Raw genomic sequence first — 12,900 nt, 5'->3', positions numbered from 1 at the left:
GTCCTGGGTGCCCCACTCGATGTCTTCCTGGTCCGCAAGCTCGGCGTGCCCGGCCAGGAGGAGGTGGCGATGGGAGCCATCGCGGACGACATAGCGCTGGTCGGCAGCCCCGGCACCGGCGCGGACTCGGTCGCCGCCCTGCACACCCGCGCCCGCGTCTGGGCGGCCCGCGGCAGCGAGGACTGGGTGGCGAACGTGCCCCACGTCCGCGCCCGACTCTTCGGCACCACCGTCGGCTTCGGCACCGACCCGGTCTCCCACGCCTTCGGCGCCCGGGTCTTCGATGCGGCCGACGCCGACCACAGCGGCTACTTCACCCGGGGCTCGGCCTCCCTCGCCAACCTGTCCCGGATCACCCTCGGCGAGACCTCGGAGGTGCCCCATGCCTGAACAGCACCCGACCACGGCCCACCACAAACCCACCGCCGACACGGCACCCCCAGCACCCCCGAACTCCCCGCACTCACAGCCCCTCCACCCCCTCCGCGCCCGCCAGGCCCCGCACCGAGCCGCCCTCCAAGCCCTGCGCCAAGCCGCCCACCGAGTCGACGCCGCCACGCCCGCCTCCCGGGACCGCGCGATAGACGCCCTGCGCGCCTTCGCGATCCTCGGTGTCGTGCTCGGCCACTGGCTGGTGACGGCTCTGGTCGCGGCGGACGGCGGTCTGCACACGGCGAGCCCGTTGCAGCACATGCCCTGGCTGGCCCCGGTCTCCTGGGTGTTCCAGACGCTGGCCGTGTTCTTCCTGGTGGGCGGCCATGTGGCGGCCCGCGGGCTGGCCACGGCCCGGACGAGAGGCGACACCTACGGCACCTGGCTGCGCGCCCGCCTGGCCCGCCTGCTCCGCCCGGTGGCGGCGCTCCTCGCCCTGTGGTCCGTGACGGCCGTGGCGCTGCTCCTCACCGGCGCCTCGCAGGCCACGATCCACACCCTGCTCAAACTGGCGCTGTCCCCGCTGTGGTTCCTCCTGGTCTTCGCGGCGCTCACGGCCGCGACCCCACTCGTCGCCCGCCTCCACCCGCTCTGGCCGTTCGCCGTGGTCCTGCACGTCGACGTCCTCCGCTTCGGCCTGCACCTCGGCCCGTCCTGGCTCGCCTGGGCGAACGTCGCGGCGGGCTGGCTGGTCCCGTACACCCTGGGCGCGGCCTGGGCCCGGGGCGAGCTGCGCAGCCGCCGCTCGGCCTGGGCGCTCCTCCTCGGCGGCGGCGCGGCCACGGCCGTCCTCGTCACCTGTGCGGGCTACCCGGCGTCCATGGTCGGCGTGCCCGGCGCGACGATCTCCAACCTCGACCCGCCGACCCTGGCGGCCGTCACCTTCGGCCTGGCCCAGTGCGGTCTGGCGCTCCTGCTGTGCGACCGCCTGCGCCGCGCGATGGCGCGCCCCCTGGCCTGGGCGGCCATAGCCCTCGTCAACCTCTCCGCGATGACGATCTTCCTCTGGCACCAGACGGCGATGATGGCGGCGACGGCGACGGGCCTCCTGGCCGGCCGGCTGCCCGGCCTGCACACCGTGCCCGACTCCCTCGCCTGGGTGGCGTCCCGGCTCCTCTGGCTGCCCGTCTTCACCGTCGTGCTGGCCCTGTGCTGGACGGCCTTCCGGCACCATGAGCAGGGCCCCCGCCGTCCCCGTAACCGCAGGTCGCGCGTGGTCCGTCGCCATGTGCCCGGAGCGAAGTCCCCGTCTGGTGCCTAAAGTTGACACCGTGAAGCCCGCGGACCGCCACGACCTCGACGAGCCCCCCGTATCCGCCGGCACCGCCTCCGCCCCCGCGGCCTCCACCTCCGGCGCCGGGCCCGGCCCGAGGAGCCGCCTCGGCGCCTGGCTGGGCCAGTCGCCCTCCACCCAGTCACCCCCCTTCTCGAAGTACCGCTGGCTCCGCCTCCTCACCTACCTCCTCGTCGGCTGGCTGGCCTACGGCATCGCCCTGGGCGGCGCCGAGGAGCTGTCCCACAGCTACGGCCTCACCCCCGACGTGGCGTTCCTCAGCACGTTCCTCCAGGCCGCCGCCGTCGTCCTGGCCCTCTGGCGCCCCGTCCCCGCCTGGGGCCTGTCCCTGTCCGCCGCCACCTTCACCGCGCTGCTCGCCCGGCAGAACATGCTGGCGTTCCAGCTCCAGGGGCCCGACTGGCCCTGGGCCACGCCCACTCTGCTGGCCCACCTGGCCGTGCTCCTGCTCCTCGCCCTGCGGGTCCGCTTCCGCGGCACGGTCGCGGCGCTCGGCGGGACCGTCCTGGTGACGGCGGTCGTCGAAGGCTTCATAGGAGCGCTGCGCTACTCCCCGACGGGACGGGTCGCCGTCGGCCTGTTCGCCGTCACCGCAGTCATCGGCGCCGCCCTGCGCAGCCGGAGCGTGGCCCGCACCGAACTGGTCCAGCAGACGACGATCACCGCAGAGGAGCGGGCCCGCCGCACCGTGCTGGAGGAGCGCAGCCGTATCGCCCGGGAGCTGCACGACGTCGTCGCCCACCACATGTCGGTGATCTCGATCCAGGCCCAGGTGGCTCCCCATCTGGTGGAGAACCCCTCCGAGGAGCTGAAGGAGAACCTGGCCGGCATCCGCAACAACGCCCTGGAGGCGCTGACCGAGTTGCGGCGCGTGCTGGGCGTCCTGCGTGCCGAGGGCCCGGACGGCTCCGACGGCCCGGAGGCCGGTGAGGACTCCCACCGGCTGTCCGCGCCCGGCTCCGGCCCGGCCCCCGACGCCCCGCAGCCGAACCTGGCCCGTCTGGACTCCCTGATCGAGAACACCAGGGCGGCGGGTCTGGAGGTGCGCAAGGTCGTGGACGGCGAGCCGCGCGGCTACCCGCCCGGGGTGGAGCTGTCCGCGTACCGGATCGTCCAGGAGGCCCTGAGCAACGTCCTGCGGCACGCCCCCGGCGCGACGGTCCGGGTCGAGGTCGGCCACTTCACCCACGGCATATACCTGGGCGTCGTCAACGGTCCGCCGCGGCGCCCGGTCCAGCCGTCCCCGGGCGGCGGCCACGGGCTGCTGGGCATGCGGGAGCGCGCGGCGATGCTCGGCGGGCACGTCCAGGCGCACCCGAAACTGCACGGCGGCTGGATGGTGACGGCGTTCCTCCCCCGCGAGGGCGGCCCCGGCCGGTCCGGCGCCGCACCGCACCTGCCGTCCGCCCCGAAGCCGCCCCTGCCCCCTTCCGCGTCCGACCTGCACAGACCCGAATCCCCGACAGGAGAACCGACCCCATGACGAGCGGCGCCGGCACCATCCGCGTACTCATCGCCGACGACCAGGAGATGGTCCGGCAGGGATTCACCGTGCTGCTCGACATCCAGCCCGACATCGAGGTGATCGGGCAGGCGGTGGACGGCCGGGACGCGATCGACCGGACCGCCGAACTGGCGCCGGACGTGGTGCTGATGGACATCCGGATGCCCGAGGTCGGGGGCATCGAGGCGACCGAGCGCATCACCGCCGGCCATCCGGCCGTCAAGGTGCTGGTGCTGACGACCTTCGACCTGGACGAGTACGTGTACGACGCGCTGCGGGCCGGAGCCTCCGGGTTCCTCCTCAAGGACGCCTCCGCGGACAAACTGGCCGAGGCGGTCCGGGTGGTGGCCGCAGGCGACGCCCTGCTCGCCCCCGGTGTCACCCGCCGTCTCATCGCCGAGTTCTCCCGGCTGGACGGCAGCCACCGGGCCCCGCTCAAGCAGCGCGTCGGCGACCTCACCGAACGGGAGACCGAGGTGCTGGCGCTGATCGCGCAGGGGCTGACGAACGCGGAGATCGCCGAGCGGCTGTTCGTGGCCGAGCAGACCGTGAAGACCCACGTGGGCCGCATCCTGGTGAAGCTGGGCCTGCGCGACCGCACCCAGGCGGCGATCTTCGCCTACGAGTCCGGGGTGGTCCGCCCCGGCAGCCGCTGAACCCCGAGGGGCGACCTGTAGTACCTGAGAGGGACCCCGCAGAACCCCTCTCCAAGGTGACGACCGCGCCCTTGGCCCGGGCCTACCGTTCTGCATGTGACCGAGACGACGCACACGCAGACGACGCCGCAGGGCGGGGTGGGCAGGCCGCGCAGCCCGGAGTTGCGGCTGGCCGCGGACGCCCTGAGTGGGCTGCGGCAGGACCTGTTCCACGAGGCCTTCGCCTACCGTCCGCTGCCCCGCCTGGGCCCCGACAGCGCGCTCGTCCGCCGCCGCTCCGGCCGCATGAGGGAGTACGCGACCTGGGCCCCGCACGCGGTGGTGGTCGCCCTCGGCATGGTGGCGATGCTGCTCGGCCTGTCGCGCACCGGCGACTCCGGGCTGCCGTCGCTGCTGTGCGGGCTGCTGGCCCTGGCGCCGGTGCTGCTGACCCTGGTGCGTCCGGCGGGGGCGTTCTGGCTGTCGCTCGCCGCTTCCACGGCCACCGCGGTCGTGGTCGGTGAGGAATGGAGCGGCTGGCCGTGGCAGCCGAGCAGCTTCCTCTCCCACCTGGTGGTGCTCACGGTCGTCGCGATACGCACCCGGCCGCGCACGGCGGCCTGGATGTGGGTGCTGACCGGGGTCTACGGCTTCTTCGCCCAGAGCATCTTCGGCGGGTCGCACTACGACGTCGACGTCGCCCAGATGCTGGTGCTGTCCGCGCTGCTCCTGCTGGTGGTCACCGTCCGGCACATACGCCGTCAGGCCGCGCGGGAGGTGACCGCGCAGCAGACGGTGACCCTGCACGAGCGCTCGCGGCGCACGCTGCTGGAGGAGCGCACGACCATCGCCCGCGAGCTGCACGACGTGGTGGCCCACCACATGTCGGTGGTCGCCATCCAGGCGGAGGCCGCGCCCTACCGGGTGGAGAACCCGCCGCCGGAGCTGGAGAAGGCGTTCGCCACCATCCGGGAGAACGCGGTGGCGGCCCTCACCGAGCTGCGCCGGGTCCTCGGGGTCGTGCGCGCGGCGGACTACGAGGTGCCGGACGCCCCGCAGCCCACGCTCGCCGACCTGGGCGGGCTGCTCGCGAATGTGAGGGAGGCCGGTCTGGAGGTGGAGAAGGCGGTGACCGGCGCGGTGCGCGAGCTGCCGCAGGGCGTGGAGCTCTCGGCGTACCGGATCGTGCAGGAGGCGCTGAGCAACACGCTGCGGCACGCGCCGGGGGCGGGCGCGCGGGTCGAGATCGGGTACGTGCTGGGGGGCCTGGGCCTGCGGATAGTCAACGGCCCGCCGCCCGCCCCGCACCTGGTCAAGGCCTCGCCCGGCGCCGGGCACGGCATCACGGGCATGCGGGAGCGCGTCACCATGCTGAACGGCGAGATGACGGCGGGCCCGACGGACGAGGGAGGCTACGAGGTGACGGTGTTCCTGCCGGTTCCGGCCGCCGACAGCGCCATCGAGGGTGAGGCATGACGATCCGCGTACTGATCGCGGACGACCAGATGATGGTCCGCGAGGGCTTCTCGGTCCTGCTGAACGCGATGCCGGACATCGAGGTCGTCGGCGAGGCCGTCAACGGACGGGAGGCGGTCGAGCGGGTGCGGGAGCTCAACCCGGACGTGGTCCTGATGGACATCCGCATGCCGGAGATGAACGGCATCGAGGCGACCCGGGAGATCGTCGCGACGGACGCGGCGGCGAAGGTGCTGGTGCTGACGACGTTCGACCTGGACGAGTACGTGTACCAGGCGCTGCGGGCGGGAGCCTCCGGCTTCCTGCTCAAGGACGCCTCGGCGCGGCAGCTGGCGGACGGGGTGAGGGTGGTGGCGGCCGGCGAGGCCCTGCTCGCGCCGTCGGTCACCAAGCGGCTGATCACGGAGTTCTCGCGGATGCCGGAGGCGCCGCGTCTGATGCCGTCGGCGCAGGCGGCCTACGGGGAGCTGACGGAACGGGAGACGGAGGTGCTGGTGCTGATCGCGCAGGGCCTGTCGAACGCGGAGATCGCGGAGAGGCTGGTGGTGGCGGAGTCGACGATCAAGACCCATGTGAGCCGGATCCTGGTGAAGCTGGGCCTCAGAGACCGCACCCAGGCGGCGGTGTTCGCCTACGAGGCACGGCTGGTGGCGCCGGGCTGAGCCGGCGGCCGCCCCTGGTCAGCGGGGGACGGCGGGGGCTAACGTCCGTCCATGGCAGCTGCTTCGGAACTCGCTTTCGACCCCTGGGACCCGGCGTTCGTCGCGGACCCGTACCCGGCCTACGCCGAGCTGCGGGCGCGGGGCAGGGTGATCCGGTACGAACCGACCGATCAGTGGCTGGTCCCGCACCACGCGGACGTCTCGGCGCTGCTGCGCGACCGCCGGCTCGGCCGCACGTACCAGCACCGGTTCTCGCACGAGGAGTTCGGCCGGACCGCGCCCCCGCCGGAGCACGAGCCGTTCCACACCCTGAACGACCACGGGATGCTCGACCTGGAGCCGCCGGACCACACCCGGATCCGGCGTCTGGTGTCGAAGGCGTTCACCCCGCGCACGGTGGAGCGGCTGAAGCCGTATGTGCACGGCCTGGCGGGCGATCTGGTGGCGGCCCTCGTCCGGTCGGGCGGCGGGGATCTGCTGACGGACGTGGCGGAGCCGCTGCCGGTGGCGGTGATCGCCGAGATGCTGGGCATCCCGGAGGCGGACCGGGGCCTGCTGCGGCCCTGGTCGGCGGACATCTGCGGGATGTACGAGCTGAACCCGTCGCAGGAGACGGCGGCCAGGGCGGTGCGGGCGTCGGTGGAGTTCTCGGACTACCTGCTCGACCTGATCGCGGCCCGCCGCAAGGAGCCGGGCGAGGACCTGGTCTCGGCCCTGATCGCCGCGCACGAGGAGGGCGACCGGCTGACCGAACAGGAGATGATCTCCACGGCGGTCCTGCTGCTCAACGCGGGCCACGAGGCGACGGTCAACGCGACGGTGAACGGCTGGTGGGCGCTGTTCCGCAACCCCGGCCAGCTGGCCGCCCTGCGTGCCGACCACTCCCTGGTCCCGTCCGCGATCGAGGAGCTGATGCGCTACGACACCCCGCTCCAGCTCTTCGAGCGCTGGGTCCTGGACGACATCGAGATCGACGGCACGACGATCCCGCGGGGCTCGGAGGTCGCGATGCTCTTCGGTTCCGCCAACCGCGACCCGGCGGTCTTCACCGACCCCGGACGGTTGGACCTCACCCGCGGCGACAACCCGCACATCTCGTTCAGCGCGGGCATCCACTACTGCATCGGCGCGCCCCTGGCCCGTATCGAGCTGGCGGCCTCGATGCGGGCCCTGCTGGAGCAGGCCCCGGGGCTGACCCTGGCGGCGGAGCCGGAGCGCAAGCCCAACTTCGTGATCCGGGGGCTGCGGGGGCTGCCGGTGACCGTGGCCTGACCGTCCGCCCGGACCCGGTCACCCGCCCCGGCGGCCCGCCCCGTCAGCCGGTCATGTCCCTGCGCCGCAGTCCCGCGAGGCCCGCCGCCACCAGCAGCGCCGCCAGTCCGGTCAGGACGAGCACCGGGGTCCAGTGCATCGCACCGCCCGGCAGCTTCGGCAGATGGGCGAAGGGGGAGAGGTCCAGCAGCGCCCGGGGGGCGTTCAGGGCGGGGCCGACCCAGCCGATGAGCAGGACGGCGCCCGCGACGCCCCACGCGGCCACCGCGCCGCGCGGCAGGACGCCGTAGAGGAGGACGGCGATGCCGCCGACGGTCCAGACCGCCGGGAGCTGGACCAGGCAGGCGCCCAGGATCGGGCCGGTGTCCCCACCGTAGCCGGCGGCGAAGCCCAGGCCGGCCAGGAGCATGATGAGGGCCGCCCCGGCGAACGCGATCACCAGATGCCCGGCGGCCCAGCGGAGCCGGCCGACCGCGCCGGCGAGGACCGGTTCGGCCCGGCCGGAGGTCTCCTCGCCGTTCAGCCGCAGCACCGACGGCACGATGTACAGGGCGGCGACCAGGGCCAGCATGCCGATCAGCGCGGACAGCAGCGCGTCGGTGAGGCCCGACTGGCCGCCCATCCGCTGGAAGATCTCCCGGGCCTGCCGATTGTCCTTCACCAGGGCGGCCGCCCCGGTGGCCACGCCGCCGTACACCACGCCGGCCACGAGGAATCCGGCGCTCCAGCCCAGCACGCTGCCGCGCTGCAGTCGCCAGGCCAGGGCGCCCGCCGTGCCGAGCCGGCCCGCGGCCGGTCCCGGGCGGGTGGGCAGGAAGCTCATGCCGACGTCCCGGCGGCCGGCCAGCTCGTAGGCGACCGCGCCCTGGGCCAGCGCGGCCACCGCGAACAGCGCCAGCAGCCACCAGCGTTCGGCGGCGAACGCGCGGACGTTCTCCAGCCAGCCGATCGGCGACAGCCAGGTCAGCACCGACGAACCGTCGGCGGAGGCCGAGTCGCCCGCCGCGCGCAGCACGAAGGCCGCGCCCAGGACCGCCGCCGTGAGCCCCCGGGCGAGCCGTGCGCTCTCCGTCAGCTGGGCGACGATCGCCGCCATGGTGGCGAAGACCATCCCGACGCCGCCGACCCCGAGCCCGAAGGCCAGCGCGCCCGCGCCGCCCTGCCCGGCCAGGCCCGCCGCGATCAGCAGCGCCAGCACGGCGTTCCCGGCCGCGGCCGTCAGCAGGGCGGCGGTCAGCGGGGCGCGCCGGCCGACCATGCCGGACGACACCAGTTCCTGACGCCCGCTCTCCTCCTCGTCCCGGGTGTGCCGGACGACGACCAGCAGGCTCATCACCGCGGCGAGCGCGCCCGCGTAGACGCCGATCCGCCAGGCGGTGAGCGCGCCGAGCGAGTCGGCGAAGACGGGGCCGACCATGGCGCGCAGGGAGGTGTTCGTCGCCATCTGCCGCATCAGGTCGGCGCGGGCGGCCGGGGTGCCGTACAGGCCCTGGAGGGCGTTCGGCATGGAGAGGACCATCAGCGCGATCACCGCGATCCACAGCGGGAGCATCGCCCGGTCGCGGCGCAGCGCGAAGCGCACCAGGGTGCCGGTGCCCGCGAGCGGGCGGGAGCCGCCGGCCCGTGCGGAGAAGGCCGTCGCGGTCACGCCGTCACCTCGTCCGGGTCGGCGGAGGCGGCGGGATCGGCGGAGTCGTTCGCGTAGTGGCGCAGGAACAGCTCCTCCAGGGTCGGCGGGGTCGAGGTCAGCGTGCGGACGCCGGAGGCGCCGAGCACGCGCAGGACGCCGTCGAGCTTGTCGGTGTCGACCTGGAGCCGGACCCGGCGGCCCTGCACGTCGAGGTCGTGCACGCCGGGCAGCTGGGCGAGGCCGTCGGGCGCGGCGGCGAGTTCGGCGGTCACGCTGGTCCGGGTCAGATGGCGCAGTTCGGCGAGCGACCCGGTCTCCACGGTCCGCCCCTTGCGGATGATGCTGACCCGGTCGCACAGCTGCTCCACCTCGCTGAGGATGTGGGAGGAGAGCAGGACCGTACGGCCGCGCTCGCGCTCCTCCTCGACGCAGCGCCGGAAGACCTCCTCCATCAGCGGATCCAGGCCCGAGGTCGGCTCGTCGAGGATCAGCAGGTCCACGTCGGAGGCGAAGGCGGCGACCAGGGCGACCTTCTGCCGGTTGCCCTTGGAGTAGGTGCGGCCCTTCTTGGTCGGGTCCAGCTCGAAGCGCTCGACCAGCTCGGCCCGGCGCCGGGCGTCGAGGCCTCCGCGCAGGCGGCCGTAGAGGTCGATGACCTCGCCGCCGGAGAGATTGCGCCACAGGGTCACGTCGCCGGGCACGTAGGCGATCCGGCGGTGCACCTCCACCGCGTCCCGCCACGGGTCGCGCCCCAGCACCTGCGCGGCGCCCGCGTCGGCGCGCAGCAGTCCGAGCAGCACCCGGATGGTGGTCGACTTGCCGGCGCCGTTGGGGCCGAGGAAGCCGTGCACCTCACCGGCCTCGACGGCCAGGTCGAGGCCGTCCAGCGCATGGGTGCGGCCGAAGGACTTGTGGAGTCCGGCGGCCGTGATTGCCTTCGTCATGGTTCAGAACGTACGCTTCCTTCAGAAATTTGTGAAGTTAAGGAAACGCATGAAACCTCGATAGGGTGGCGGGCATGACGGAGTCGAGCACAGGACCGGCGGGGCGGGACCCGGAGACGGTCTCGCAGTTCGTGGAGCGCTTCGCGGCCCAGCTCGTCGAGGCGGGCGTGCCGCGCATGCCGGCCCGGGTCTTCGCCGCGCTGCTCGCCTCCGACAACGGCGCCCTGACCTCGGCGGAACTGGGCGACCAGCTGCGGATCAGCCCAGCGGCCGTCTCCGGCGCGGTGCGCTACCTCGCCCAGGTCCACCTGGTCTCGCGGGAGCGGGAGCCGGGCTCGCGCCGCGAGCGGTACCGGGTGCACAGCGACCAGTGGTACGAGGCCCTCACCAACCGCGAGGCGATCATCAAGCGCTGGGAGGAGGCCCTGCGCGAGGGCGTGACCAGCCTGGGCCCGGACACCCCGGCGGGCCGCAGACTGGCCCAGACGCTGGACTTCTTCGAGTTCGTCGAGCGGGACGTGGCCGAGATGATGGAGCGCTGGCGGTCCTACCGGGAGCGGAAGTACGGGCGCTGACACGGCGCCGGGAGACACGGCAGGGGGCGCCCCGTCACGCCGACGGCAGGGTGAGGCGCCAGGCGGCCTCCGCCACCCGCCAGGTCCGCCGGCGCACCGGGCCCGAGACCGCCGCGTCGGCCCGGTAGCGGAAGTCCACGCCCGTGACCGTCACGGTGTGGCCCGAGGCGCGCAGGGGCGTCGCCTCCGCGCCCACCGACAGGGGCCGCACCTCCACCGCGGCCATGCCGCCCGTGCCCGGTGTCACCGACACCGCCTCCACGGGCTGGCCCAGGTCCACCACCGTCTCGCCGTCGACCTCCACCCGCAGCCGCGCGGGCCCGGGCGAGGGCACCGCGGGGAGCCGGGGCGGGCGCGGGGCCAGGGTGCGGACCAGGGAGCGGTACCAGGGGCGGTCCGAGGCGACCGGCACCGGTTCCGCGGCGGCCGCCCGGACCGGCGCCGGAGGGATGCCCAGCGCGCCCAGCACCACGCCGTCGCTGTCGTCGACGAGGAGGTCCAGGGGCCGCTCGGCCCCGTCCAGGACCGCTCGCGCCGCCGCCACCGCGCCCGTCGGCACCCCCAGGTACTCCGCCAGGGCGAGCGTGCTGCCCACCGGCACCACCGACAGCGCACATCCGGCCAGCTCCCGCTGCCGGTGCAGCAGGGTGACGGCACGGACCAGGGCGCGGTCGTCGCCCACCACGACCGGCCGCCGGGACCCCCGTCGGCCCAGTGCGCGGGCGAACTCCTCCGGGCCCTCCGGCAGGCACACCTTGGCCGCCGCACCCGCGCTGAGCACGTCTTTCGCGATTCGTACGGACTCTCCGTCCGTCTGCCGTGCCGCCGGATCGATGATCACCAGCAGCTGATCGGACGTCGCGAAAGTCGCCACCTCGGTCCTGCCTCGCTTCCTCGGGTAGCATCTTTGTGCAAGAGCCCCTTGCGCTATTGCGCCAGGGGCTTCGTCTATTCCGGGGCATCCGGTCCGACGGTTGTGCGGCCAACGACGGTCGCGGTGGCACGCGGCGGTGAACCTTACGCCCGCGCCCCTGACCTTGGACATGCCCCGCCCGGAAGGGGTGTACGCGCGTGCCCGCACTTGTGCTGCTCGGTGCTCAGTGGGGTGACGAAGGCAAGGGGAAGGCCACCGACCTGCTCGGTGGCTCGGTGGACTATGTAGTGCGTTACCAGGGCGGCAACAACGCCGGCCACACGGTCGTCGTCGGCGACCAGAAGTATGCACTCCACCTTCTCCCTTCCGGAATCCTCTCTCCCGGTTGTACGCCGGTCATCGGCAACGGTGTCGTCGTCGACCCGTCGGTCCTGCTCTCCGAGCTGAGCGGTCTGAACGAGCGCGGCGTCGACACGTCCAAGCTCCTGATCAGCGGCAACGCGCACGTCATCACGCCGTACAACGTCACGGTCGACAAGGTGACGGAACGCTTCCTCGGAAAGCGGAAGATCGGCACGACCGGGCGCGGCATCGGCCCCACCTACGCCGACAAGATCAACCGCGTGGGCATCCGGGTCCAGGACCTCTACGACGAGTCGATCCTCCAGCAGAAGGTCGAAGCGGCGCTCGACGTCAAGAACCAGATCCTGACCAAGCTCTACAACCGGCGGGCCATCGCCGCGGAGCAGGTGGTCGAGGAACTGCTGGGCTACGCCGAGCAGATCAAGCCGTACGTCGCCGACACGGTCCTGATCCTCAACCAGGCCCTGGAGGAGGACAAGGTCGTCCTGTTCGAGGGGGGCCAGGGCACCCTCCTGGACATCGACCACGGCACGTACCCCTTCGTGACGTCCAGCAACCCGACCGCCGGTGGCGCCTGCACCGGTGCGGGGGTGGGCCCGACGAAGATCAGCCGGGTCATCGGCATCCTGAAGGCGTACACGACCCGCGTCGGCGCCGGCCCGTTCCCGACCGAGCTGTTCGACGAGGACGGCGAGGCGCTGCGCCGCATCGGCGGCGAGCGGGGTGTCACCACCGGCCGTGACCGCCGCTGCGGCTGGTTCGACGCCGTGATCGCCCGCTACGCGACCCGCGTGAACGGCCTGACCGACTTCTTCCTCACCAAGCTGGACGTGCTGACCGGCTGGGAGGAGATCCCGGTCTGCGTGGCGTACGAGATCGACGGCACGCGGGTCGAGGAGCTGCCGTACTCGCAGAGCGACTTCCACCACGCGAAGCCGGTCTACGAGACGCTGCCGGGCTGGTCCGAGGACATCACCAAGGCGAAGTCCTTCTCCGACCTCCCCAAGAACGCCCAGAACTACGTCAAGGCGCTGGAGGAGATGTCCGGCGCCCCGATCTCCGCGATCGGCGTGGGTCCGGGCCGGGACGAGACGATCGAGATCAACTCGTTCCTGTAGACACCTGGTGGGAGCGCCCGCCCATACCCCACCCGGCGAGATCCGCGGTCGCCCCGTCGAGCCGGGCCCGGTGGACAAATGTAAAAAGATCCTCCCCCGGAACCCACAAATAGGAAAAGCA

At 73.2% G+C, this 12,900-nt stretch carries 12 protein-coding genes; 9 read left to right on the top strand and 3 right to left on the bottom strand.

Translation table 11 applies throughout. The features are described from left to right. The 7 genes from ACWEN3_RS27195 to ACWEN3_RS27165 form a co-directional block, all read left to right on the top strand. A partial coding sequence (locus ACWEN3_RS27195; protein ID WP_452975980.1) for an alpha/beta hydrolase occupies positions 1–390 on the top strand: 390 nt, incomplete at its 5' end. Further along, positions 383–1,693, top strand: coding sequence for an acyltransferase family protein (locus ACWEN3_RS27190; RefSeq protein WP_452975978.1), 1,311 nt, complete (start codon positions 383–385; stop codon positions 1,691–1,693). The genes ACWEN3_RS27195 and ACWEN3_RS27190, both read left to right, overlap by 8 nt. 10 nt (positions 1,694–1,703) lie before the next feature. Then, on the top strand, positions 1,704–3,209 hold the full coding sequence (locus ACWEN3_RS27185; protein ID WP_452975976.1) for a sensor histidine kinase: 1,506 nt from the start codon (positions 1,704–1,706) through the stop codon (positions 3,207–3,209). Next, positions 3,206–3,886, top strand: coding sequence for a response regulator transcription factor (locus ACWEN3_RS27180; protein ID WP_452975974.1), 681 nt, complete (start codon positions 3,206–3,208; stop codon positions 3,884–3,886). Before ACWEN3_RS27185 ends, ACWEN3_RS27180 begins: the two co-directional genes overlap by 4 nt. 96 nt (positions 3,887–3,982) lie before the next feature. Continuing rightward, the gene (locus tag ACWEN3_RS27175) at positions 3,983–5,341 is read left to right on the top strand and encodes a sensor histidine kinase (protein WP_452975972.1); all 1,359 of its coding nucleotides are present in this window, start codon (positions 3,983–3,985) and stop codon (positions 5,339–5,341) included. Continuing rightward, positions 5,338–6,003, top strand: a complete 666-nt coding sequence (locus tag ACWEN3_RS27170; RefSeq protein WP_452975970.1) for a response regulator — start codon at positions 5,338–5,340, stop codon at positions 6,001–6,003. The genes ACWEN3_RS27175 and ACWEN3_RS27170 overlap by 4 nt, the downstream gene beginning before the upstream one ends. Positions 6,004–6,054: 51 nt before the next feature. Then, complete coding sequence (locus tag ACWEN3_RS27165) at positions 6,055–7,275, top strand: cytochrome P450 (protein ID WP_452975968.1); 1,221 nt, start codon at positions 6,055–6,057, stop codon at positions 7,273–7,275. Positions 7,276–7,318: 43 nt separating this feature from the next. Here ACWEN3_RS27165 and ACWEN3_RS27160 read toward each other — a convergent pair whose 3' ends face one another. Together ACWEN3_RS27160 and ACWEN3_RS27155 are read right to left on the bottom strand one after the other, a co-directional pair. Further along, on the bottom strand, positions 7,319–8,923 hold the full coding sequence (locus ACWEN3_RS27160; RefSeq protein WP_452975966.1) for an ABC transporter permease: 1,605 nt from the start codon (positions 8,921–8,923) through the stop codon (positions 7,319–7,321). Continuing rightward, positions 8,920–9,849 (bottom strand): ABC transporter ATP-binding protein, encoded by a 930-nt coding sequence (locus tag ACWEN3_RS27155; protein ID WP_452975965.1) that lies wholly within the window; start codon positions 9,847–9,849, stop codon positions 8,920–8,922. Before ACWEN3_RS27155 ends, ACWEN3_RS27160 begins: the two co-directional genes overlap by 4 nt. 74 nt (positions 9,850–9,923) lie before the next feature. On the opposite strand from ACWEN3_RS27155, the gene ACWEN3_RS27150 reads away from it, so the two are divergent. Further along, complete coding sequence (locus tag ACWEN3_RS27150) at positions 9,924–10,424, top strand: GbsR/MarR family transcriptional regulator (RefSeq protein ID WP_452975963.1); 501 nt, start codon at positions 9,924–9,926, stop codon at positions 10,422–10,424. 34 nt (positions 10,425–10,458) lie between these two features. Here the strand turns inward: ACWEN3_RS27150 and ACWEN3_RS27145 are convergent, their stop codons facing one another. Continuing rightward, positions 10,459–11,298 carry a diacylglycerol kinase family protein gene (locus ACWEN3_RS27145; RefSeq protein WP_452975961.1) on the bottom strand — a complete coding sequence of 280 codons (840 nt, stop codon included), beginning with the start codon at positions 11,296–11,298 and terminating at the stop codon, positions 10,459–10,461. A 197-nt stretch (positions 11,299–11,495) separates the two neighbouring features. Here ACWEN3_RS27145 and ACWEN3_RS27140 point away from each other — a divergent pair, with 197 nt between their 5' ends. Beyond that, on the top strand, positions 11,496–12,779 hold the full coding sequence (locus ACWEN3_RS27140; protein WP_452975959.1) for an adenylosuccinate synthase: 1,284 nt from the start codon (positions 11,496–11,498) through the stop codon (positions 12,777–12,779). Positions 12,780–12,900: the final 121 nt, after the last annotated feature.

It is taken from the genome of Streptomyces sp. NPDC004561, from assembly GCF_053602155.1.
This window is presented reverse-complemented; position numbering and strand designations above follow the sequence as displayed.